The sequence below is a fragment of the Janthinobacterium sp. EB271-G4-7A genome, from assembly GCF_020858075.1.
GTDB lineage: Bacteria > Pseudomonadota > Gammaproteobacteria > Burkholderiales > Burkholderiaceae_D > Janthinobacterium > Janthinobacterium lividum.
The window spans coordinates 22,955-46,483 of sequence record NZ_JACYMI010000006.1; the positions used below are offsets into that span (position 1 = coordinate 22,955).

Genomic DNA, 23,529 nt, shown 5'->3' on the forward strand with positions numbered 1-23,529 from the left:
TACCCGCAAGCGGGCGGCGGCAGCGCTGCTGCGATGTTGCAACGCCGCCGCCGCTGCTTTTAGTTCAGGCTCCAGACGTATTGCACCTGGACGCTGGCGCTGACCGGCTTGCCGCCAGCGAGGGCCGGCTTGAACGTGCACTTGGCGATGCCGCTGCGCGCCGCCTCGTCGAGGGCCGGATGGCCGCTGCTTTTGACCACGCTCGATCCCGTTACCTTGCCGGTGGCATTCACGTCGAAGGACATGTTGACCGTGCCCTCTTCCTTTGCCTGCAGCGATGCGGCTGGCCAGACCGGCTTGCCGCAGACGCCAAAGTCGATGACGGGGCGGCGCTCCAGCACGGGCGCGCTGTCGGCGGCCATGGCCTGGCCGTAGATGCCGAGGCAGGCGCCGGCCAGGGCCAGCAGCGGTATGGCCGCTTTCCAGTTCAGGGTTTGTGGTGCGGGGCGCAGCAATCGTGTGATACGTGACATAAGATCTCCTCCGTTGGCCGCCTGGGCCAGGTGGTGGGTTGAGAACTGGAGACGTTCCAGTTCCGAGAGTGCAAGAGCCAGACGCCGCGGTTCGCCCAGTTGTCTTGCTGCGAAATCATCTGCAATGTGTTCGCGTTCGAGGCGCACGCCGCGTGAAATCCACCAGACGGCCGGGTGGAAGAACAGCAGCGCCTCGATGGCGTTTTGCAGCAGGTTGATCAGATAGTGGTGGCGCCGGATATGCGCCAGTTCGTGCGCCAGCAGCGCGTCGAGCAGGTGCGGCGGCATGCCGGTGACCAGCGAGGCGGGCACCAGCACCATGGGGCGCCAGATGCCGGCCGTGAGCGGGCTGGCGATGCCGTTTAGCACGCGCAGCCGCACGGGCCGCGTCACGCCGGCATCCTGGGCCATGCGCGACAGCCTTGTCTGCAGTTGTCCATGCGTGGCGCCGGTGTTCCTGGCGCTGCGCTCTATCCACAGCATGCCCAGCGCCATGCGCACGGCCAGCACGGCGGCGCACAGGGCCCACACGCCGACGATGGCGCGCAGCAGCAAGTCCAGGTCGGGCAGGCTGTCGGGCGCCAGCAGGGCGGTCGGCAGCAAGGCGCTGGAGTACCGGGCGCCCGTGGCATCGCCGCCGGCCAGGCGCAGACACAAGCCCGCCGCCGGCCATGCCAGGCAGGCCAGCAGGGCGCCGCAACCGACGGCGTAGCGCGCCTCCGGACGCGCATTGCGCAGGGCCGCCCACGCCAGCGCCGTGGCGCAGCCGATCAGCAAGCCTTGCCACAGGAAGTGCAGCAGGGTCCAGCCTAGCGCCGGCACGAAGCCGTTCATGACTGATCGTCCTTGAGCATTTTTTCGATTTCTTCGCGTTCGGTGCGCGACACGCCCGTGCGCAGCGCCGCCAGCACCAGCGCCTTGGCCGAACCGGCAAAGGCTTTCTGCATCAATTCCTTGAGCAGATTCGTCTGTAGGCTGTCCTGCGCCTGGGCCGGCGCATACACGTGCGAACGCTGGCTTGCGTCGCGGATCAGCAAGCCCTTGCCGTGCATGATCTGCATCAGGCGCAACACGGTGCCATACGTGATGGCAGGCTTGGCCAGCGCCATCGCCTCGTGCACCTGCTTGGCCGTGGCGGCGCCCAGCGGCCACAGTGCCTGCAGCAGATCGAGTTCGGCTGCCGTCGGTTTCGGGATGTCGTGCGTCTTGGCCATGCTGTTTTCCTCTTGCCTGAAATTCAATATGGCTAGATTAAACCTTGTAGACAAAAATGTATACTTTAATTTCTGGCGGTCTGAAAACGCCCTTGAATGAAGAGGAAAAGTCTAGACAAGACTGTTTATAAACGATGCGTACAGGCGAAAAAAAAGACGCCGCAGCGTCTTTTTTGGGGATGGGGGAGAGTTAGCCCGCCAGCTTGGCCTTCAGCAGTTCCGTCAGCTGGGCCGGGTTGGCCTTGCCCTTGGATGCTTTCATGGCCTGGCCGATCAGCGCGTTGATGGCCGCTTCCTTGCCGGCGCGGTATTGCTCCACCGACTTGGCGTTGGCCGCCAGTACTTCATCGACGATGGCTTCCAGGGCTCCCGAATCCGAGATCTGCTTCAGACCCTTGGCGTCGATGATGGCGTCGACCAGGTGCTCGTCGCTGGACTTCGCTTCCCACATGCCGGCGAAGACTTCCTTCGCCGCCTTGTTCGAGATCGTGCCGTCGGCGATGCGCTTGAGCATGGCGGCCAGCTGCGCGGCGGAGACGGGGGCGTCATCCAGGTCCACGCCTTCGCGGTTCAGGGTCGACGAGACGTCGCCCATCAGCCAGTTGGCGGCGGCCTTGGCGTTTTCCTTGCCGGCCTTGTCGACCACGGCGACGAAATAGGTGGCCATGGCTTTCGATTGCGTCAGCACCAGCGCATCGTAGTCCGGCAGCGCGTATTCGCTGATGAAACGGGCGCGCATGGCGGCCGGCAGTTCCGGCATCGAGGCCTTGACGGTGTCGATCCACGCTTGCGAGATGACCAGTGGCGGCAGGTCAGGATCCGGGAAGTAGCGGTAATCCTGGGCGTCTTCCTTGCTGCGCATTTCGCGCGTTTCCTTGCGGTCCGGATCATACAGGCGCGTCGCCTGCACGACCTTGCCCCCATCTTCGATCAGTTCGATCTGGCGGCGCACTTCGACGTGCACGGCTTCCTCGATGAAACGGAAGGAGTTCAGGTTCTTGATTTCGCAGCGGGTGCCGAATTCCTTCTGGCCGACGGGGCGCACGGAGACGTTGACGTCGCAGCGGAACGAGCCTTCCTGCATGTTGCCGTCGCACACGCCCAGCCACATGACCAGCGAGTGCAGCGCCTTGGCGTAGGCCACGGCTTCGGCGGCGCTGCGGATTTCCGGTTCCGAGACGATTTCCAGCAGCGGCGTGCCCGCGCGGTTCAAGTCGATGCCGCTCATGCCTGCGTAATCTTCGTGCAGCGATTTGCCGGCGTCTTCTTCCAGGTGGGCGCGCGTCAGGTTGACCGTCTTGGTGACGAATTCGCCATCCTTTTCATAGCCGAAGGTCAGGGCGCCGCCGATGACGACGGGGTCCTCGAATTGGCTGATCTGGTAGCCCTTCGGCGAATCCGGATAAAAATAGTTTTTGCGCGCGAAGACCGAGTGCGGCGCGACGGTGGCGCCGACGGCCAGGCCGAAGCGGATCGCGCGGTCGACGGCCTGCTTGTTCATCACCGGCAGCACGCCTGGCAGCGCCAGGTCGACTGGGCTCGCTTGCGTATTGGCTTCGGCGCCGTACTTGATCGGCGAACCGCTGAAAATTTTGGATTCGGTCGTGAGCTGCACGTGGTTCTCAAGACCGATGACGACTTCCCATTGCATAGTGTTCTCGCTTATTTTTTGGTGGCGCCGCCTGGGCGGCGCGAATTTTTTCTTAAATGCCTGCAGGGCTGCGCGTATGCCAGTCCGTCACTTGCTGGAACTGGTGGGCGATGTTCAGCAGCCTGGCTTCGCCAAAATAATTGCCGATGATTTGCAGGCCGACGGGGCGCTTGCCGTTTTTCTCGCCGTCGCCAAAGCCGCATGGAATCGACATGCCTGGCAGGCCTGCCAGGCTGGTCGACAGGGTGTAGATGTCGGCCAGGTAGTTCGCCACCGGGTCATCCGTCTTGTCGCCCAGGTCCCAGGCGACGGTCGGCGCGACCGGTCCCATGATGACGTCGCAGACGGCGTTCGGGCCATTCAGCACGGCGTCGAAATCCTGCGCGATCAGGCGGCGGATCTTTTGCGCCTTCAGGTAGTAGGCGTCGTAGTAGCCGTGGCACAGCACATAGGTGCCGACCATGATGCGGCGCTGTACTTCCGGGCCGAAGCCCTGCGCGCGCGACTTCTTGTACATGTCCTGCAAGTCCTTGTACTCGATGGCGCGGTGGCCATAGCGCACGCCGTCGTAGCGCGACAGGTTCGACGACGCTTCGGCCGGCGCGATCATGTAGTAGGCGGGAATCGACAGGGCCGTGTTCGGCAGCGAGATATCGACCAGGGTGGCGCCCAGCTTTTCATACTGCGCCAGCGCGCCGCGCACGGCCGCTTCCACGTCCTTGGCCAAGCCTTCGCCAAAGTACTCGCGCGGCACGCCGATGCGCAAGCCCGTGAGGGGCTGGTCAAGGTCGCGCGAAAAATCTTCCGCCACGCCGCCCTGTTCCGGCGACAGGCTGGTCGAGTCGCGTTCGTCGAAGCCGGCCATGGCGGTCAGCAGCAGGGCGCAGTCTTCGGCCGAGCGGGCCATCGGGCCGCCCTGGTCCAGCGACGAGGCAAAGGCGATCATGCCGAAGCGCGAGACGCGGCCATACGTCGGCTTGATGCCGGTGATGCCGCAAAAAGCGGCAGGCTGGCGGATCGAGCCGCCCGTGTCGGTGCCGGTGGCTGCCGGCGTCAGGCCAGCCGCGACGGCGGCGGCCGAGCCGCCGGACGAGCCGCCTGGCACGGCATTCTTGTCCCACGGATTCCGCACGGCGCCGAAGGCCGAGTTCTCGTTGCCGGAGCCCATGGCAAATTCATCGCAATTGACCTTGCCCAGGGTGACCATGCCGGCGGCCTGGAATTTCTCCACCACAGTGGCGTCAAACGGGCTGGCGTAGTCGGCCAGCATTTTCGAGCCGGCCGTCGTGCGCCAGCCTTTGGTGACGAACAAGTCCTTGTGCGCGATCGGCACGCCCGTCAATGGCGTGGCCGTGCCGGCGGCGATGCGTGCGTCCGCTTCGGCAGCCTGCGCCAGGGTCAGTGCACGGTCGACGTGCAAAAAGGCGTTCGAGTTGTCCGCTTCGATGCGGTCGAGGAAATGCGTCGCCAGCGCAACGGCGGAAATTTCCTTGTTCTGCAAGAGCGTGGACAGCTGTTTGATGGATTTTGTATGCATGGCGTTTCTATTTTTATCTATTCGGCAAGGTTGGGATTCGTGCACTGCGCCGTTCTAGCGCCTGACAGAAGCGTAGCGAGCGGAAGTGAGTTGTGGCCGAGAAGCGGAGCTGTGCTTTAGCACAGTGAGCATCGCAGGCCGCAAATCGCGACGCGCAGTAGCTTATGTCAGGTGCCAGTTACTCGATGACCTTGGGCACGAGATACAGGCCATCCTGTACCTTCGGCGCCACGGCCTGGTAGGCATCGCGGCGGTTTTGTTCCGTGGCGATGTCCTCGCGCAGACGCAGGGCGATATTGTCCATGTGGGCGGCCAGCGGGTGGCTCAAGGGCGCCACGCCATCGGTATTGACGGCTTGCATTTGTTCTGCCAGCGCAAAAATCTTGTTCAATTGGGCCAAAGACGTGACGGCCTGGTCGTCGGCCATTTCAAGTTGTGCCAGGTGGGCGATGCGTTTTACGTCGGAGAGTGTCAGGGACATGGCGAATGGCGCGGAGTGCCGCGCATTAGTATTAAGTTGGCGTTTTGATAAAACGCGGGTATTTACTGCTATTTTGCTCACAAAAATCGAGGAATGCCGCGTAACTCGCGGCTGCAAGAGTCGCACTTTTCCATGGTTTTTGAGCAAATCGCATTCAAATTATAAGGTAGAATGGCGGGTTAATGCGTTGCCGGCGCTGATGGACTGCTGCCGCAGCATAGAAAAGATTGCGCAAGCGCCAAGCGAAACCCGGAAAAATCGCCTTTTGGATTTTCAGGGTGCCTGAAAGCGCCCGCTTTGAAACTCCCCATAAACAGCTTTTGCGCAGCTCGATGCGCTACAGGACACTCATGTTTGGTTTTTTACGCAGGTATATCTCCACCGATCTGGCCATTGACTTGGGCACGGCCAACACCCTTATTTATGTACGCGGCCTCGGTATCGTCCTGGACGAGCCATCCGTCGTCGCCATCCGCCAGGAAGGCGGTCCGAATGGCAAGAAGACCATTCAGGCAGTCGGCAAGGAAGCCAAGCAGATGCTGGGCAAAGTGCCGGGCAATATCGAAGCGATTCGTCCGATGAAAGATGGCGTGATCGCCGACTTCACCGTGACCGAGCAGATGCTCAAGCAATTCATCCGCATGGTGCACGACTCGAAATTCTTCCGTCCATCGCCGCGCATCATCATTTGCGTGCCGTGCGGTTCGACCCAGGTTGAGCGCCGCGCGATCCGCGAATCGGCCCTGGGCGCCGGCGCCTCGCAGGTGTACCTGATCGAAGAACCGATGGCTGCGGCCATCGGCGCGGGCTTGCCCGTGTCCGAAGCGACCGGCTCGATGGTGGTCGACATCGGCGGCGGCACCACCGAAGTGGGCATCATTTCGCTGGGCGGCATGGTCTACAAAGGTTCCGTGCGCGTCGGCGGCGACAAATTCGATGAAGCCATCGTCAACTACATCCGCCGCAACTACGGCATGCTGATCGGCGAACAGACGGCTGAAGCCATCAAGAAGGCCATCGGTTCGGCCTTCCCTGGCTCGGAAGTGAAGGAAATGGAAGTCAAGGGCCGCAACCTGTCCGAAGGCATTCCGCGTTCGTTCACCATCTCCAGCAACGAAATCCTCGAAGCGCTGACCGACCCGCTGAACAACATCGTCTCGGCCGTGAAAAACGCGCTGGAACAGACGCCGCCGGAACTGGGCGCCGACATCGCCGAAAAAGGCATGATGCTGACGGGCGGCGGCGCACTGCTGCGCGACCTGGACCGCCTGCTGATGGAGGAAACCGGCCTGCCGGTGCTGGTGGCCGAGGATCCGCTCACCTGCGTGGTGCGCGGTTCCGGGATGGCCCTGGAACGTATGGACAAGCTCGGCTCGATCTTTTCCTACGAATAATCTGACAGAAGGGCCGGAAACCAACTCCGGCCTTTTTTTGGTTTTGGCGCCGGCGTTTGACCGGGGCCTGCACGTTGGCGCACTGCGCCTGGCCTGATTATTGGAAGTCATGGAATACAGTCCTCCGCCACTTTTCAAACAAGGCGCCTCCGCCCGCGTCAAGATGATGGTGTTCGCCGGCATTTCAATCGCCCTGTTGCTGGTCGATTCGCGCATGCACGCGCTGACGGCCGTGCGCCAGGCCGTCGGCACCGTGCTGTATCCGGTGCAGATGGCAGCCCTGGTGCCGCGCGATGTGGCGGTTGGTGTCGGCAACTACTTCTCTTCGCTGTCCGCCCTGGAAAAACAGGTGCGCGACCTGAAACACGAACAGATCGCCTCGGCGCAGATCCTGCAGCAGGCTCAGCTCAACATCGTTGAAAACAACCACCTGCGCAAGTTGATGGAAGCGCGCGAGCGCGTGCCCGTCAAGACCATGATGGCCGAAGTGCTGTACGACACGCGCGATTCGGCCACGCGCAAGATCGTGCTCGACCGGGGCATCCAGCATGGCGTGGAGCTGGGCCGCCCCGTGATCGACAACCTGGGCGTGGTGGGACAAGTCACGCGCGTGTTCCCGTTCACCTCCGAAGTGACGCTCCTGACCGATGAAGAGCAGGCCATTCCCGTGCAGCTGCTGCGCAATGGCGTGCGCAGCGTGGCCATCGGGCGCGGCAAGTCCGGCACCATGGAGCTGCGCTTCACGGCCCCCAGCGCCGACATCCAGATCGGCGACATCGTCATTACCTCGGGCCTCGACGGCCTGTATCCGGCCGGCCTGGCCGTGGCGCGCGTGACCCTGGTCGAGCGCAATGCGCATGGCCCGTTCGGCCGCGTCGTGTGCCAGCCGCTGGCCGGCATTGAACGCAACACCCAGCTGCTCATCTTGATGACGTCGCCGGAAATTCCGCCGCGTCCGCCCGCTGAAGAAGTCAAGACGGGGCGCAAGATCGCCGGCAAGATGGCGCCGATCAAGGATCCCGCCAAGGAGCCTGCCGCTGCGGCACCAGCGGCCGCCAATGCGGTGACCGCGCCGGCCGCGAAACCGCCTGCCAGCCCGGCGCCGAAACCGGCGGCGCCTGCCGCAACACCAGCAGCAACGCCAACACCTGCCGCCGTGCCACCGAAGGAAGCGACACGATGAACCGCCCGCATTACATCCTGCTGCCGGTCAGCCCCCTGTTCATCGGGTTTTCCCTGCTGTGCGCTTTCCTGCTGAATCTGCTTCCATGGGGGCAGTTCGTCGGCGTGCCCGATTTCGTCGCCCTGGTGCTGGTCTTCTGGGGCATCCACCAGCCGCGCAAGGTCGGTATCGGCGTGGCGTTTTTCATGGGCCTGATGATGGACGTGCACGACTCGACCCTGCTGGGCGAGAATGCGCTGGCCTATACCTTGCTGTCGTACTTCGCCATCATGATGCACCGCCGCGTGCTGTGGTTTCCCATCATGACGCAGGCGCTGCACGTGCTGCCGCTGCTGCTGCTGACGCAGGCGCTGCAATTGCTGACGCGCCTGATCGTTTCGGGCCGCTTCCCCGGCTGGCTCAATTTCATCGAGAGCTTCGTCGCCGTCGCCCTGTGGCCCATCGTCACGTGGATCTTGCTGGCGCCGCAGCGCCGTGCCGTGGACCGCGACCATAACCGGCCGATTTGACGGGCGCCTGCCATGACTGAACTTAAGAACACCGAGCGCGAACTGCATTTTTTCCGCATGCGCCTGACCATCCTGGGCGCGCTCGTCTTCGTCTGCTTTTCGCTGCTGCTGGCGCGCTTCATCTGGCTGCAGGTGATCAAGCACGAGGACTACGCGACCAAGGCCGAGGACAACCGTATCGCCGTGGTGCCCATCGTGCCCACGCGCGGCCTGATCCTCGACCGCAACGGCGTGGTCCTGGCGCGCAATTACTCGGCCTATACGCTGGAAATCACGCCATCGAAACTGAGCGCCAGCCTCGATTCCGTGATCGACGAGCTGTCGACCCTGGTGCAGGTCGACATCAAGGACCGCCGCCGCTTCAAGAAGCTGCTGGAAGAATCCAAGAACTTCGTCAGCGTGCCGCTGCGCACGCGATTGACGGACGAGGAAGTGGCGCGCTTCACGGCGCAGCGTTTCCGCTTCCCTGGCGTCGAGGTGCAGGCGCGCCTGTTCCGCCAGTATCCGATGGGCGAGGTGGCGTCGCACGTGGTGGGCTTCATCGGCCGCATCAACCGCAATGAAGCGAAGGCGCTGGAAGAGGGCGAGGACGCGGCCAATTACAACGGTACCGACCATATCGGCAAGGAAGGCCTGGAAAAAAGCTACGAAAAGCAGCTGCATGGCACCACCGGCTACGAAGAGGTGGAAGTGTCGGCCGGCGGGCGCGCCATGCGCACCCTGTCGCGCACGGCCGCCACCCCTGGCAACAATCTGATCCTGTCGATCGACATCGAGCTGCAGAAGGTGGTTGAGGAAGCGTTCGGCGAATGGCGCGGCGCGGCCGTGGCCATCGACCCGGCTACGGGCGACATCCTCGCTTACGTGTCCAAGCCAGGCTACGACCCGAACCTGTTCGTCGACGGCATCGACCAGCAAAGCTGGAACGAACTCAATACCTCGCTGGACCGGCCGATGGTCAATCGTCCCCTGTCCGGCACCTACGCGCCCGGCTCGACCTTCAAGCCTTTCATGGCGCTGGCCGCACTCGAATTGGGCAAGCGCACGCCGAGCCAGTCAATTTCCGATCCCGGTTTCTTCATCCTCGGCGGCCATACCTTCCGCGACGACAAGGTGGGCGGCCATGGCACGGTGGACATGCACAAGTCCATCGTCGTTTCGTGCAACACCTATTACTACCAACTGGGCCGCGACATGGGCATCGACGCCATCCACGACTTCATGAAGCCGTTCGGTTTTGGCCAGCTGACGGGCATCGACCTGAATAACGAAAAGACGGGCGTGCTGCCGTCGACGGAATGGAAGCGCAACCGCTTCAAGACGCCGCAGCAGAAAAAATGGGTGGGCGGCGACACGATTTCGGTGAGTAACGGCTCCGGCTACAACTCGTATACGCCGCTGCAGATCGCCCACGCGACGGCCAACCTGGCCAATAACGGCGTGGTGATGAAGCCGCATCTGGTGAAGATCATCGAGGACGCGGCTACGCGCGCGCGTACCCTGACGGTGCCCAAGGAAAGCTACCGCATCGCGCTCAAGCAGGAAAACATCGACGTCATCAAGCGCGCCATGGTGGGCGTGACCAGCGAGCAGGGTGGCACGGCCGCGCGTATCTTCACCGGCGTGCAGTACACGGTGGGCGGCAAGACGGGTACGGCACAGGTGGTGGGTATCAAGAAAAACGAGAAGTACAATGCCAAGCTGCTGGCCGAACGCCTGCGCGACAACGCCCTGTTTACGGCCTTTGCGCCGGCCGACAAGCCGCGCATCGCGATCGCCATCGTGGTGGAAAACGCGGGCTTTGGCGCCGGCGTGGCCGCGCCGATCGCGCGCAAGGCGCTCGACTACTACCTGCTGGGCAAGCGCCCGAGCGACAAGGAAAAGGACACCACCAAGGTGCCCAAGGAAGATGTCGACGAAGTGCGCACCCTGGAAGAAATCACTGACGAGCAGGCCGCCCCGGCGGTACCTGCCAGGCAATAAGGAAGCACATGCCCATTAACGAGAGGCGCTCGCTGTGGCGGCGCGCCAAACCCTATCTGGCGGTGTTCGATCCGCCGCTGATGATCATCATCCTGATGCTGCTCAGTACCAGCTTGCTGACCCTGTATTCGGCCAGCATCGGCATCCCGGGCAAGATCGAAGACCACCTGCGTAATATTTTGCTGTGCTTTTTCGTCATGTGGGTGGCAGCCAACGTCACGCCGCAGATGATGATGCGCATCGCCGTGCCGGCGTATACGATATCGGTGATCTTGCTGGTGGCCGTGGCGCTGTTCGGCACCATCAAGCTTGGTGCACGGCGCTGGCTGCATATCGGCGTGATCGACATCCAGCCGTCAGAATTCCTGAAGATCGCCACGCCGCTGATGCTGGCCTGGTTCTTCCAGCACAATGCGGGCGCCCTGCGCTGGAAATCGTTCCTGATGGCGGCGATACTGTTGCTGGTGCCCGTCTACCTGATTGCGCGCCAGCCCGACTTGGGCACGGCGCTGCTGGTGGTGGCGGCCGGCTTTACCGTCATCTTCCTGGCCGGTTTGTCGTGGAAGGTGCTGGCCGGCTTGCTGATCACCTTTGTTTCCTGCCTGCCGATCGCCTGGTCGCATCTGCATGATTATCAGCGCGACCGCGTGATGATGCTGATCGACCCGACCAAGGACCCGCTGGGCAAGGGATTCCATATCATCCAGTCCATCATCGCCATCGGTTCCGGCGGCATGACGGGCAAGGGCTGGACGCACGGCACGCAAGCCCACCTGGAATTTGTTCCCGAGCGCACGACCGATTTTATTTTTGCCGTATATTCCGAGGAATTCGGCCTGGTCGGTAACTTGATCCTGATGCTGATGTATTTGCTGCTGGTGGGACGGGGGCTGATGATCGCCGCCAACGCCCCCAGTTTTTTCACTCGCCTGCTGGCAGGAGCGATCACTATGATTTTCTTTACTTACGCCTTTGTAAACATGGGCATGGTCAGCGGCATCGTGCCGGTGGTCGGCGTTCCCTTGCCATTCCTTAGCTATGGCGGCACCGCGCTGCTGACCCTGGGCGTGGCCACCGGTATCCTGATGAGCATTCAGCGCCACCGCAAGCTGGTGCAGACCTGATGCGCGCGCCTTTCGATACTTTCGCCATGCGCGGGTTGGGCCTGACGGTCTTGCTGACCCTGGCCGCTTGCGGCACGACGCCGCAAAAACCCGCATCGAATAACGTGCCGCTGCCGTCCGGCGGCAAGGTCAAGGTGCCCGTGCGCCAGGATCCCACCTTGCCGGCATTGCCGGCGGCCGGCTCCGGGCGCGGCGGCTACTACAAGGATGACGGCCCGGGCGACAATCCGCCGGCCAACCTGCGCGACGTGCCCGATGCGGAAGTGCGCAACGAGCCGTATTCGACGCGCTCGAACCGTCCGTATGTCGTCTTCGGCAAGACCTACACGCCGATCACCGACAATGAGCCCTTCAAGCAAAAGGGCACGGGCACCTGGTATGGCAAGAAATTCCATGGCCAGCGCACCTCGTCGGGTGAGATCTACGATATGTACAAGATGACGGCGGCCCATCCGACCTTGCCGATTCCGTCGTATGCGCGCGTGACGAGCATCGACAGCGGCGAGCAGGTGATCGTGCGCATCAACGACCGCGGCCCCTTCCATGCCACGCGCGTCATCGACGTGTCGTACACGGCGGCGCTGAAACTGGGATTCCTCGGCAAGGGCAGTCACCAGGTGGTGGTCGAACGGCTGCTGCCTGCCGATATCGACGCCATCCTGGCCGCCCGTGCGGCACCGAAGCCGGTGCCGTCCGTGGTGGCCATCTCCATCGATACGCCGGTGGAAACGGGCGCCGTGGTGCAGCCGGAAGTGTCGTCGCAAATGCTGCCCGTCGACGCGACAGTCGCCGCACCGGCACCGGCGGCGCTGGCCAGCGGTTTCTATCTGCAGCTGGGCGCCTACTCGCGCGCCGACAATGCGGAAACGGGCCGCTCGCGCCTGGAACCCTACGCGGCAGCTTTGGGTACCTTGGGCGTGGTGCAGGCCGGGAATCTGTTCCGCCTGTACGGTGGCCCATTCTCGAGCCGCGCCGAGGCGGCCCGCGCGGCGGCGAATTTACCGGAATCGACGGGCATCAAGCCCATCGTCATTCAACGATAGGCGCGGGCCTGGGGTTTATTTGCAGCTGCGCAGTTCCTGGTCAGGGAATTGCGTTTTGATCTTCTCGAGACGCGCGCGCGTGGCGGCGTCGAGGTCGCGGAACTGGTAGGCCAGCTGCTTGCCGGCGCTGTAGCGCGGCGCGACGCGGGCGCTGTGCACGCCCTGTTTGTTGAGCGATGCCAGCTGGCTTTGCGCGCTGGTTTCCGACTTGAACACGCCCAGTGAAATACCCCAGCGCAGCGGGCTGCTTTCATTCATGATGAAGTAATTCGTCACGCCCAGTTGCTTCAATTCGCCGGCCTTGCGGTCGGCGCCTTCCTTGCTGCCCTGCGGCGGGATATACACCATGTAGCTGGAAATCTCCTGGCCGGCCACGTTGCGGCGCGACTGGCGGTCGCCCAGGTCCAATGCCGCCACTTGCGCTTCAAAGCGGCGCCCATCGGCCAGCAGGAAATTGCCCACTTCCGTGCAGGCATACGATGTCGGTGGTGCCGGTGCCGTCGGCGTCGCGCCCTCTTCGGCGGCGGGCGCCGTGGCCTGCTCCTGCGTCAGCAAGGTGAGCTTGCCCGCCTGCAGCTGGTTTTTCAGGCGCGCCGGTTCGCGCGTCTCGGTGCGAAAACTGCCCAGATAACCCTGGCCGATGGCCAGCACCAGCAGGTTGACGCCGGCCAGCAGCCAGAAGACGAATTTCAGCATACGTGGTTTCCTTGTGTTCCTGCGGTCCCGGCGCGCGCGGCCGCCTGCAGGCCGAGCATGACGATATTATCGACCAGATGCAGCGGCACGGCCAGCGCCAGGGCCGGTGCGATGCGCGGTGCGGCGCCGCCCGACAGCAAACAGGCGCTGGCACCATGCATGCGCACGGCCCGTTCGATGGCGCCCGCCTGTGCCGCCAGGCAGCCGGAGAGGATGGCGTCGTCCGTGTTGTCGGCAAAGCCGGCCGGCAGCACGGCGTCGCTGGCGATTTGCGGCAGCTGCGCCGTGTTGCGCGCCAGCGAGCTGGCCATCAATCCCAGTCCCGGCAAGATCATTCCGCCGAGGAAAACGCCATCGGCCGTGATGGCGTCGATGGTGGTGGCGGTGCCGCAATTGGCGACGATGACGGCCTGGCCAGGCGCCAGCGCCTGCGCGCCGATGGCGGCGGCAAAGCGGTCGCAACCCAGCTGCGACGGCGCGCGGTAGCCATTCGTAAGGCCCGCCAGCTGCGGCAGCGATACAAAGTCGCGGGCGACGACCGGCAGCATGGCGCGCAGGCGCGTGCCGATGGCGGCGCCTGCCACGTTCGACAGCAGCGCTTCGCTGATGCCGAGCGTCTCCCACTGCGCGGCCAGGGTGTCGATCTGCGCATGCGCGACGGCGCCGCTGGCCAGCCAGCCGCCGGCGGGACTGCCGGCGGCCACGAGTGCCCATTTGATGCGCGTATTGCCGGCGTCGATCAGCAGTAGCATGCGCTTACTCCCCGGTCAGGCGCAAGGAAACGTCGCCGGACATGATTTCCTGCAGGCCGCCATCGGTGCGCAGCAGCAGGCGGCCAAGGTGGTCCACGCCAGCCGCCACGCCTTGCTGCAGCAATTGGCCATTGTCGAGGATTTTCACGTGCTGGCCTTGCCAGGCGTGCAGCGCGTTCCAGCGTTCGGTAAACGGTGCAAAGCCCGTGTCGTCGAATTCGGCCAGCACGCCGGCCAGGCGGCTGAGCAGGGCGGCCACCAGGGTATTGCGTTCCATCTGCGCCAGCCAGGGCACGGCCGAGACGCTGCGCCCGATCTGCCGTTCCAGCGCATCGGGCATCAGCAGATTGATGCCGCAGCCGATGACGGCCCACACGCCGCCATCCGCTGCCTGCTGGGTCTCGACGAGGATGCCGGCCAGCTTGTGGCCATCCTTGAGCATATCGTTTGGCCACTTCAGCTGCACCGGCACGCCCAGCGACGTCATGGTCTCGGCCAGCGCCACGCCGACGGCCAGCGGCAAGCCGACCAGCTGATGCAGCGGACCCTTGAAGCGCCAGGCCAGCGAAAACATCAGGCTGGCGTCCGGCTGCGACACCCACGGCCGCCCGGCGCGCCCCCGTCCGGCCGTCTGCTGGCCGGCGATGCGCAGGGTGGGGCCGGCCAGGGTGGCGCAGCGCGCCAGCAGGTCGGCGTTGGTCGATCCCGTTTCGTCGACCACCTCAATGGCCACGTGGGAGGCGCCCGTGGCGCAATGGGCGGCGATGGCCGCGCTGTTCAGGTCTGAGTGCTTCGTCATGGGGAGAGGTTGGTTTTACTGGCTGCCGCCGGATGGCTTGCTGCGCGCCTTGTGCGGCGCGTTGGCGAAGGCCATGTCGTAGACGGCATTGGGCAGCGCGCGCAGCAGCTTGGCGACGACGCCCATCTGCCACGGGATCACGCGGTAGCTGTCGCCGTCGGCGATGGCGCGCGCGGCGCGCACGGCGAATTTTTCGGCCGGCATCAGGAATGGCATGCGGTAGGCATTGTGGCGCGTCATCGGCGTGTCGATGTAGCCGGGCGTGATGGTGACGACCTTGACGCCTGCGGGTTTCAATTCCAGGCGTAGCGATTCGCAGTAGCTGATGACGGCCGCCTTCGAGGCGCTGTAGGCTTCGGCGCCGGGCAGGCCGCGGATGCCGGCCACGCTGCCGATGCCTACCAGGCGCCCGCTGCCCTGGCTTTTCATGGCGGCGATGAAGGGCGCGAAGGTGGCGACGGTAGCCGTGACGTTGATGGCGATGAGGCGCGCGAAGGCGTCGAGGTCTTCCGCGTGTTCGCTCAAGGTACCGTAGGACACGCCGGCGCTGGCGATGACGACGTCAATGCCGCCCGCATGGGCGATGAAGTCACCGGCGGCGCTTTTCAGGGCGGCGTGGTCGCATACATCGACGGCGTAGGCGCGGTGGCGTTCAGGGTGGGGCAGGGAGGCGATCAGTTGCTGCAGGGTGTCGCCACGGCGCGCCAGCAAGCCCAAATGGGCGCCCTGGCGCGCGTACTGCAGCGCCAGGGCGGCGCCCAGTCCGCTCGACGCGCCCGTGATGAAAACGCGATGCATCAGGCGATGCCCGGGCGCGCCAGGGAAGTGGCCATGCTTATTTCTTTTCCGCTTTGGCTTTCGCGACCAGCACGTCCATCACGCTGAGCGCCTGGGCGTTCAGCTGCTCTTCGTTCCTGGCAGACTTGCTGCCCTGATCGGCCTGCGAAGGCGAGGTGATGTAGCGGCCGTCGATGGCGATCATGGGCCAGAACGTCACGTTATAGCCCTGCATCATGGCGTCAGCGCGGCGCACGCGGGCCGAGACGCCCATCGAACGGTAGGTGTCGATGAATTTCTGGCGGTCCACGCCCTGCTTGGCGACGAAATCGAATACGGCGTCGTCCGTGTTCAGGCGGTTGCGTTCCACGTGCATGGCGTGGAATACGCTGGTGTGCAGCTTGTCGACCAGGCCCATGGCTTGCAGGGTGAAGAACAAACGCTGCTGCGGCGCCACGCTGTCATCGCGCGACACGTGCACGCGCTTGAAGACGATGTTGTCGCCCTGTTTCTTGACCCAGGCCGCCAGCTGCGGTTCGAGCACGTTGCAATGCGGGCAGTAATAGGCGAAGAATTCCGTCACTTCGATTTTCTTGCCCGATTCCGTCGCCTGCGGCGTGGGCAGGGTTTCGTATTCGACGCCATTTTTCGGCTCGGCCGGCGAGGCAGATGCGCCCATGGCGGCGGTGCACAGGGCGGCGGCGATCAGGATGTTCTTCAGAAAACGCATGCTGGTTCCTTATTTTTGGTTGCGGACGACGGCGACATCGATGCCGTTTTCAGACAGTTTGGTGCGTGCGCGGTTCATCGCTTCGAGCTGGTTGAACGGCCCGATACGCACGCGGTGCAGCACGCCGGCGTCGGTGCTGCGGTCGCTGATGGCCGCTTCGAAGCCGAGCAGCGCCAGTTTGCCGCGCGTGCTTTCGGCGTCCGACATGTCATGGAAGGCGCCGGCCTGCAGATAATAAATCCATTTGTCGCTGGCTGCATCAGCCTTGGCCTCTTTTGCGTCGGCCTTGGCTTGCGGCGCGGGCGCCGCTGGTGCTGCCGCCGGCGTTTTCGGCGCAGGCTTGTCCTTCAATGTACCGATCAATTCCTGCAGCGCGTCCGGCGGCGGCGCCTTCGGCTGCTGCGCTGGCGCCGGCGCAGCAGGCTGCGTTGGCGTGACGATCTCGCGCGGCTCCTTGGAGAAGTCGCGCGCCGCTTCCTTGGCTGCTTCCTTGTTGCCGTACATCGGCTTGTTCGGGTCGGCGATCTGGCCGGCCGTCGGTTCGGTCGATTTGCCGGCCTTGCCCGACTTGTCGGTGAAAGGCGAGGCGCCCTTGGTGATCACCAGGGCGACTACCACGGCAATGCCCAGGCCGATGACCAGGCCAATGATGATGCCGACCAGGGTATTGCCCTGCTGGCGCCGGGTCGAAGAGAAACGGGAAGCGTGATTCATTGACTGTTAGACCTTCGCGATTACATTTTGTTTGGCGCGGACACGCCGATCAGTGCCAGGCCGTTGCGCAGTACCTGGCGCGCGGCGATGACGAGGGCCAGGCGGGCCATCTTGACGGATTCGTCCTCGACCAGCACTTTTTCGGCGAAGTAGAAGCTGTGCAGGTTGGCGGCCAGGTCGCGCAGGTAGAAGGCGACCTGGTGCGGGCCCAGTTCCGCTTGCGCGCGCGCCAGCATTTCCGGGTAGGCGGCCAGGGTCGCCAGCAGGGTCGCTTCGGTCGGCGCTGTCAGGGGAGACAAGTCGACGCCGGCGACCGTGCTGGCATCGCCGCCCCAGTTTTCCAGGATGCGGCAGATGCGCGCATGCGCGTACTGCACGTAATAGACCGGGTTTTCATCGGTGGTTTTCAGCGCCACGTCGACGTCGAAGACGAATTCCGTGTCGGCCTTGCGCGAGATCAGGAAGAAGCGCACGGCGTCGCGGCCCTTGGCGATGTCACCGCCGCCCGACCATTCGATCAGGTCGCGCACGGTCACGTAGGAGCCGGCGCGCTTCGAAATCTTGACTTCTTCGCCGTCCTTCATGACGGTGACCATCTTGTGCAGCACGTAGTCGGGGTAGCCTTGCGGGATGCCCATGTCGACGGCCTGCAGGCCGGCGCGCACGCGCGCGATGGTGCCGTGGTGGTCGCTGCCCTGGATATTGATGGCTTGCACGAAGCCGCGCTGCCATTTCACCAGGTGATAGGCCACGTCCGGCACGAAATACGTGTAGGTGCCGTCCGTCTTGCGCATGACGCGGTCCTTGTCGTCGCCGAAGTCGGTGGTGCGCAGCCACAGCGCGCCATCCTGTTCGTAGGTGTGACCCGCCTTGATCAGGGTTTCCACGGCGCTGTTGACCTTGCCGTCCGCGTACAGCGACGATTCCAGATAGTAATTGTCGAACTTCACGCCAAACGCCTGCAAGTCGATGTCCTGTTCATTGCGCAGGTAGGTGACGGCGAACGGGCGGATCGAATCGATGTCTTCCACGTTGCCATTGGCCGTAGCAGGCTGGCCATCGCTGGCCGAGACGGTCTTGCCGGCCTTGAAGTCGCTGGCGATATCGGCAATGTAGTCGCCGTTGTAGGCGGACTCGGGCCATTCTGCGTCGCCCGGCTTGAAGCCGCGCGCGCGCGCCTGCACGGAGTTGGCCAGGGTCTGGATCTGCACGCCGGCGTCGTTATAGTAGAACTCGCGCGTCACCTGGTAGCCTTGCGCGTCGAACAGCGAGGACAGGGCGTCGCCCAGGGCTGCCTGGCGGCCGTGGCCTACGTGCAGCGGACCGGTCGGGTTGGCCGAGACGAATTCCAGGATGACCTGCTTGCCGGCGCCTGCCGTGCTGCGGCCATAGCTGTCGGCCTCGCTCAGGATGGTGTTGACCACGGCTTGCTTGGCGGCGGCGGAGACGCGCACGTTGATGAAGCCGGGGCCGGCGATTTCCACTGCCTCGACCAGGCCCTTGCCGGCCGGATTGGCCAGCACGGCCGCAACGATGGTTTGTGCCAGTTCGCGGGGATTCTGTTTCAGCTGCTTGGCCAGTTGCATGGCGATATTGCAGGCGACGTCGCCATGCGATGCATCGCGTGGTCGCTCGAGCACTACGCTAGGCGCAAGCGAAGTGCCGGCCAGGACGGGAGCGAGGGCGGCCTGGAACAGGGCGATGATTTCTTGTTTCTGTTGGGCGAGCATGAGCAGGATGGCGGTGGAACCGCGTTAAGAATGAATAGAATGAATCAAAAAGCAAAACGGACGGCAAGTACCCAAGCCGCCCAGACTGCGTTAATTATACTGGTTTGCTGCCGGGAACAATACGCCAGCCGGCAGTGTCCCCGCGCCGGCGTGTTTCACGATATTATCAGGACAGCATGCCCATGTTGGTGCACGAAAACATCAGCATGGGACATTCTGCTTGTATATATGCAGTTTTTTGCCGCAATTTACATGTATCGCTGCAATCGCTTGGGTCAGAGGGCGCCACAAACGCTACAATCGACCCTTTATTGATGACGCGCGGCCGCGACTTTGCCACCATGCAGCCCGCCGCGCGCAGCCACACCGGATAACTATGAACAAGCGCCCCACGCTGAAATTGAAAACCAAGCCGGCGCCAGGCCAGGCTCCTGCCGCACCGAAACTGCGTCCCAGCTACCATCCCGACCTGAAACCGGTCTTGCAGCCAGGCTTCCAACCCGATTTGCGTGCCGATTCGCTGGCGTTTTGCCTGCTCGGCGCGGCCAATGCCGTGGCGCAAGTGCGCACGGGCACGGCCCTGCCGCAGGCGCTGGCCAAGGTGTTTGCGCAATCGAACGCCAGCCCGCAGGCGCGCGGCGCCATCCAGGATATTTCCTACCGTACCATGCGCCAGCTAGGCCGCAGCGAAACCCTGGTCGGCCTGATGACGTCGAAGGCGCCCGAGCCGCCGATGCTGGCCGCCCTGCTGTGCTGCGCGCTGTCGCTGATGTCCGCCGAGCCGGGCGAACAGCCGTACGAAGAATTCACGGTGGTCGACCAGGCCGTCACGGTCGCCACCTCGCACCCCGACCTGGCGCATGCCAAGGGCATGGTGAATGCCGTCTTGCGTCGTTTCTTGCGCGAGCGCAAGTCCTTGCTGGAAGCGGCCCTGCAGCAACCTTTGGCGCAATGGAATTATCCGCAGTGGTGGATCGACTCGCTGCGCCTGGCCTATCCGCGCGACTGGCAAGCCATTCTGACGGCCGGCAATGCCGTGCCGCCATTGACCTTGCGCGTGAATCGCCGCAAGAGCACGGTCGAAGCGTATCTGGCCGTGCTGGCCGAGGCGGGCATTGCCGCGCGCCAGGTGGGGCCGTTCGCCGTGCGCCTGGACAAGCCGATCGGCGTGGCCTTGATCCCCGGCTTCGAGCAGGGCGTCGTTTCCGTGCAGGATGCTGGCGCGCAATTGGCCGCGCCGCTGCTGGATTTGCAGGATGGCATGCGCGTGCTGGACGCCTGCGCGGCGCCGGGCGGCAAGACGTGCCATATCCTTGAGCTGGCCGACGTGCAGGTGACTGCCATCGATGCGGACGCCAAGCGCCTGCCGCGCATCGCGGAAAACCTCGAGCGCCTGGGCCTGGACGCCACCTTGAAGGCGCAGGATGCGCAATCGAGCGCGTGGTGGGACGGCCAGCAGTTCGACCGCATCCTGGCCGACGTGCCATGCACGGCTTCGGGCATCGTGCGCCGCCATCCTGATATCCGCTGGTTGCGCCGCAAGGGCGATGCGTTCCAACTTGCAACACTTTCATCCAAAATTCTGGACAACCTGTGGCAGATGCTGCGCCCCGATGGTAAATTGCTGTTCGTGACATGTTCATTGTGGCCGCAAGAGTCCGAGGCACAGGCGGCGGCATTTGCGGTACGCAATAATGCAACCCGATTGACAGCGCCTGGCCAGCTGTTGCCGACTGGCAGCGCGGAGCAGGACCACGACGGTTTGTTCTATGCGCTATTCCAAAAAAATGCGGCTTGAGCGATTCGTCGATACTTATCCTACGGACTACACCGGCACACTTGTGACAACACGACTCTTCCGACTCCTGGCCCTGCTGCTGATGCTGGCGTGTACCATGCCACGCGCGCATGCCGCCGATATGGTCGAGATCACCCGTGCCTACATCGAGTCGAGCGAAGAGGGCTACAAGCTGGCCGCCACGTATTCCTTCGAGCTCAATCACGACCTCGATGATGCGGTACAGCATGGCGTGCCGCTGTATTTCACGACCGAAATCGAACTGACCCGGCCCCGCTGGTACTGGTTCGATGAAAAAGCCATCGTGGCGCGCCAGACCAGCAAGCTGTCCTACAACGTGCTGACGCGCCAGTATCACGTGTCGGGCGTGGGCTTGCAGCAAAGTTTCCCCACCCTCGACGATGCGCTGTTCCTGATCCGCCGTCCCAGCCGCTGGCTGGTGGCGCGGCGCGGCGAGCTGAAAGTGGGGCAGACATATAACGTCACCTTGCGCATGGGCATGGACCGCGACTACCTGCCCAAGCCGATACAGGTCAATGCCTTCAATAACAGCGACTGGCGCCTGGCTTCGAATAAAAAAACCTTCTTGTATACGGCGGAGTAGTGAGTCAAGCATTGCGCTATCTGCTGGTGGTGGGCGGCGGAATCGTCAGTATCCTGCTGTTCCTGCTGGCGTCGGCTTCCGATAATTCCGGCTTTTTCGACCGCTACTACACCTGGCTGCTGGGCTTGAACGCGGCCGTGGCCGTATCCCTGCTGGCGCTGGTCGGCATTTCCCTGGCGCGCCTGTACGCGCGCTACAAGAGCGGCAAGTTCGGCTCCAAGCTGATGACGCGCCTGGTGATGCTGTTCGCCGCCGTCGGCATCCTGCCGGGCCTGGTGATTTTCCTTGTGTCCGTGCAATTCGTCTCCCATTCCATCGAATCCTGGTTCAACGTCAAGATCGAAGCGGCGCTGGAATCGGGGATTGAACTGGGCCGTGCCGGTCTCGATGCGGCCCTGGTCGAGCTCGACCACCGGGGCCGCAAGGCCGTCGAAGAACTGGGCGCCGACCCGGTGGCCGGCCCGGCCGTGCTGACCAGCCTGCTGCGCGAAGAGGGCATGCAAAATGTCATGCTTGTCAGCGGCGACGGCGTGCTGCTGGCCAGCGCCGGGCCGCATAGCGCAGCCGACTTGCCGACGCCGGCCATGCTGGTGCAGGCGGCCTTGCCGGCCGGCTATGCCTCCGCCGAGGGCGGGCTGGAGCTGCACGACGATGGCACGGAGTCGGGCGGCGGCGGTTTCCGCTCGGGCTTGCCGGCGTCGGTGGAAACGGCGGCCAGCCTGCGCCTGCGCGTGCTGGTGGCCGTGCCGGGGCCTTCCGTCTCGCCCCGCTACCTGCAATTGCTGCAATCGGTACCGCCCAAGCTGGCGACGAATGGCGAAGTGCTGCGCGCCGCCTACAGCGAATACAAGGAACGTTTCGTCGCGCGCGTGGGACTGCGCAAGATGTACATGGAAATCCTCACCTTGACCTTGCTGCTGGCCATCTTTGGCGCCATCGGCAGCGCTTTCCTGATCGCGGGCAACCTGGCCCAGCCCCTGCTGCTGCTGGCCGAAGGCACGCGCGCCGTAGCCGAGGGCGACCTGTCGCCGCGCCCCATCGTCGCCACCAAGGATGAACTGGGTACCCTGACGCAGTCGTTCAACATCATGACGCGCCAGCTGCTCGATGCGCGCACGGCCGTGGAAAGCAACCGCGCCGCCCTGCAAAACGCCAAGGCCCACCTGGAATCGGTGCTGGCGAACATGTCGGCCGGCGTGATGGTGCTCGACGGCGATTTCAAGCTGGTGACCTGCAACGAGTCGGTCGAACGCATCCTGCAGCATTCGGGCATGAGCATGGTGGGCCAGCCGCTGGCGCATATTGCTGGAATGGAAGAATTTGGCGGCGCCATCATCAGCGCCTTCACGGCGCAAAGCGCGCAATCGGCATCGGGCCGCAACCAGCAGCGCCTGCACTGGCAGCGCCAGATCGAGATTCCCCGACGCCTGGGCAGCAGTGCCGACGAGCATGACATCACTTTGCTGGCGCGGGGCTCGCGCCTGCCGCTGGAGTCCGGCAGCGGTTACATCGTCGTGTTCGATGATATTTCCGACGTGATTTCCGCGCAGCGCTCGATCGCCTGGGGCGAAGTGGCGCGCCGCCTGGCGCATGAAATCAAGAATCCGCTCACGCCGATCCAGCTGTCGGCCGAGCGCCTGCAGATGAAGCTCGAAGGCAAGCTGGAGCAGCCGGACGCCGACCTGCTCAGCCGCGCCACCACCACCATCGTCAAGCAGGTCGATGCGATGAAGCGCATGGTCGACGACTTCCGCGACTATGCGCGCACGCCGCCGGCCGTGCTCACGCCGCTGCGCTTGAACGAGCTGATCGAAGAGATACTGAACCTGTACCTGCGCGGCGACGATGGCGACATCATCCACCCGCTGCTGGCGCCGAATCTGCCGATGGTGATGGGCGATCCGACCCAATTGCGCCAGGTGATCCATAACCTGCTGCAGAATGCGCAGGACGCGATGACCGACTTGCCGCCGGACTCGCCGCATCCGCGGATTGACGTAAGGACGGAAGCAATTCATTATCGCAGTGCGGACGGCGGCGTGAATATCGCCGTGCGGCTGGCCATCAGCGACAATGGCCCTGGTTTCGCGCCAAAAATCCTGGCGCGGGCTTTCGAGCCGTATGTGACCTCGAAGGCGCGCGGCACGGGATTGGGCCTGGCGATGGTCAAGAAAATTATCGATGAACACGGCGGACGCATCGATATCGAGAACCGGGTCGACGGCAATGGCGCTTCGGTGGTCATTTTGCTGTTAAAGTTAGCTCCCGACACTCCTGCCCAGGAATTCCTGGCGTGAGGGTCTGGTTTAGTATTTAAAACACTAATAAAATCATAGT

Annotated in this window: 21 protein-coding genes; 9 read left to right on the forward strand and 12 right to left on the reverse strand. The window is 63.7% G+C overall.

All coding sequences use genetic code 11. The features are described 5' to 3' along the window. Positions 1–59: 59 nt before the first annotated feature. The 5 genes from IGS58_RS26405 to gatC form a co-directional block, all read right to left on the reverse strand. On the reverse strand, positions 60–1,307 hold the full coding sequence (locus tag IGS58_RS26405) for a M56 family metallopeptidase (RefSeq protein WP_230523094.1): 1,248 nt from the start codon (positions 1,305–1,307) through the stop codon (positions 60–62). Beyond that, complete coding sequence (locus tag IGS58_RS26410) at positions 1,304–1,687, reverse strand: BlaI/MecI/CopY family transcriptional regulator (RefSeq protein ID WP_230523095.1); 384 nt, start codon at positions 1,685–1,687, stop codon at positions 1,304–1,306. Before IGS58_RS26410 ends, IGS58_RS26405 begins: the two co-directional genes overlap by 4 nt. A gap of 190 nt (positions 1,688–1,877) precedes the next feature. Then, positions 1,878–3,353 (reverse strand): Asp-tRNA(Asn)/Glu-tRNA(Gln) amidotransferase subunit GatB, encoded by a 1,476-nt coding sequence (gatB, locus tag IGS58_RS26415; protein ID WP_275527760.1) that lies wholly within the window; start codon positions 3,351–3,353, stop codon positions 1,878–1,880. 37 nt (positions 3,354–3,390) lie between these two features. Further along, positions 3,391–4,875 carry an Asp-tRNA(Asn)/Glu-tRNA(Gln) amidotransferase subunit GatA gene (gene gatA, locus IGS58_RS26420; protein ID WP_230523096.1) on the reverse strand — a complete coding sequence of 495 codons (1,485 nt, stop codon included), beginning with the start codon at positions 4,873–4,875 and terminating at the stop codon, positions 3,391–3,393. 178 nt (positions 4,876–5,053) lie between these two features. Then, complete coding sequence (gene gatC, locus IGS58_RS26425) at positions 5,054–5,356, reverse strand: Asp-tRNA(Asn)/Glu-tRNA(Gln) amidotransferase subunit GatC (protein ID WP_034784699.1); 303 nt, start codon at positions 5,354–5,356, stop codon at positions 5,054–5,056. Between the two features lie 350 nt (positions 5,357–5,706). On the opposite strand from gatC, the gene IGS58_RS26430 reads away from it, so the two are divergent. The 6 genes from IGS58_RS26430 to IGS58_RS26455 all read left to right on the forward strand — a co-directional run bounded on the left by IGS58_RS26430 (position 5,707) and on the right by IGS58_RS26455 (position 12,592). Further along, entirely contained in the window at positions 5,707–6,750 is a 1,044-nt protein-coding gene (locus IGS58_RS26430; protein WP_010393186.1) for a rod shape-determining protein, read from the forward strand. Between the two features lie 109 nt (positions 6,751–6,859). Next, a complete protein-coding gene (mreC, locus tag IGS58_RS26435; RefSeq protein WP_115057408.1) occupies positions 6,860–7,933 on the forward strand; it encodes a rod shape-determining protein MreC in 1,074 nt (357 codons plus the stop codon). After that, on the forward strand, positions 7,930–8,442 hold the full coding sequence (mreD, locus tag IGS58_RS26440; protein WP_034749354.1) for a rod shape-determining protein MreD: 513 nt from the start codon (positions 7,930–7,932) through the stop codon (positions 8,440–8,442). The genes mreC and mreD overlap by 4 nt, the downstream gene beginning before the upstream one ends. A 12-nt stretch (positions 8,443–8,454) precedes the next feature. Continuing rightward, positions 8,455–10,425: a penicillin-binding protein 2 gene (gene mrdA, locus IGS58_RS26445; RefSeq protein WP_230523097.1), complete on the forward strand. Its 1,971-nt coding sequence runs from the start codon at positions 8,455–8,457 to the stop codon at positions 10,423–10,425. Between the two features lie 8 nt (positions 10,426–10,433). After that, positions 10,434–11,549 (forward strand): rod shape-determining protein RodA, encoded by a 1,116-nt coding sequence (rodA, locus tag IGS58_RS26450; RefSeq protein ID WP_034784703.1) that lies wholly within the window; start codon positions 10,434–10,436, stop codon positions 11,547–11,549. Next, positions 11,549–12,592 (forward strand): septal ring lytic transglycosylase RlpA family protein, encoded by a 1,044-nt coding sequence (locus IGS58_RS26455; protein ID WP_070253849.1) that lies wholly within the window; start codon positions 11,549–11,551, stop codon positions 12,590–12,592. The genes rodA and IGS58_RS26455 overlap by 1 nt, the downstream gene beginning before the upstream one ends. Before the next feature lie 15 nt (positions 12,593–12,607). Here IGS58_RS26455 and IGS58_RS26460 read toward each other — a convergent pair whose 3' ends face one another. From IGS58_RS26460 to argS, 7 genes are read right to left on the reverse strand one after another with little or no spacing between them, the layout of a single operon-like run. Then, positions 12,608–13,288, reverse strand: coding sequence for an SPOR domain-containing protein (locus IGS58_RS26460; RefSeq protein WP_230523098.1), 681 nt, complete (start codon positions 13,286–13,288; stop codon positions 12,608–12,610). Further along, the gene (locus IGS58_RS26465) at positions 13,282–14,040 is read right to left on the reverse strand and encodes a type III pantothenate kinase (protein WP_230523099.1); all 759 of its coding nucleotides are present in this window, start codon (positions 14,038–14,040) and stop codon (positions 13,282–13,284) included. Before IGS58_RS26465 ends, IGS58_RS26460 begins: the two co-directional genes overlap by 7 nt. Positions 14,041–14,044: 4 nt before the next feature. Continuing rightward, on the reverse strand, positions 14,045–14,839 hold the full coding sequence (locus IGS58_RS26470; protein WP_099395696.1) for a biotin--[acetyl-CoA-carboxylase] ligase: 795 nt from the start codon (positions 14,837–14,839) through the stop codon (positions 14,045–14,047). Between the two features lie 15 nt (positions 14,840–14,854). After that, positions 14,855–15,637: an SDR family oxidoreductase gene (locus IGS58_RS26475; RefSeq protein WP_070278298.1), complete on the reverse strand. Its 783-nt coding sequence runs from the start codon at positions 15,635–15,637 to the stop codon at positions 14,855–14,857. A gap of 37 nt (positions 15,638–15,674) precedes the next feature. Beyond that, on the reverse strand, positions 15,675–16,346 hold the full coding sequence (locus IGS58_RS26480) for a thiol:disulfide interchange protein DsbA/DsbL (protein WP_230523100.1): 672 nt from the start codon (positions 16,344–16,346) through the stop codon (positions 15,675–15,677). A 9-nt stretch (positions 16,347–16,355) separates the two neighbouring features. Next, complete coding sequence (locus tag IGS58_RS26485) at positions 16,356–17,060, reverse strand: SPOR domain-containing protein (protein ID WP_034784711.1); 705 nt, start codon at positions 17,058–17,060, stop codon at positions 16,356–16,358. Positions 17,061–17,080: 20 nt separating this feature from the next. Beyond that, on the reverse strand, positions 17,081–18,790 hold the full coding sequence (argS, locus tag IGS58_RS26490; protein ID WP_230523101.1) for an arginine--tRNA ligase: 1,710 nt from the start codon (positions 18,788–18,790) through the stop codon (positions 17,081–17,083). 376 nt (positions 18,791–19,166) lie between these two features. On the opposite strand from argS, the gene rsmB reads away from it, so the two are divergent. The 3 genes from rsmB (at position 19,167) to IGS58_RS26505 (ending at position 23,489) form a co-directional block, all read left to right on the forward strand. Further along, positions 19,167–20,588, forward strand: a complete 1,422-nt coding sequence (gene rsmB, locus IGS58_RS26495; protein WP_034784714.1) for a 16S rRNA (cytosine(967)-C(5))-methyltransferase RsmB — start codon at positions 19,167–19,169, stop codon at positions 20,586–20,588. Between the two features lie 97 nt (positions 20,589–20,685). Beyond that, positions 20,686–21,192: a DUF4390 domain-containing protein gene (locus IGS58_RS26500; RefSeq protein WP_225317180.1), complete on the forward strand. Its 507-nt coding sequence runs from the start codon at positions 20,686–20,688 to the stop codon at positions 21,190–21,192. After that, positions 21,192–23,489 carry a sensor histidine kinase gene (locus IGS58_RS26505; protein ID WP_070253843.1) on the forward strand — a complete coding sequence of 766 codons (2,298 nt, stop codon included), beginning with the start codon at positions 21,192–21,194 and terminating at the stop codon, positions 23,487–23,489. Before IGS58_RS26500 ends, IGS58_RS26505 begins: the two co-directional genes overlap by 1 nt. Positions 23,490–23,529: the final 40 nt, after the last annotated feature.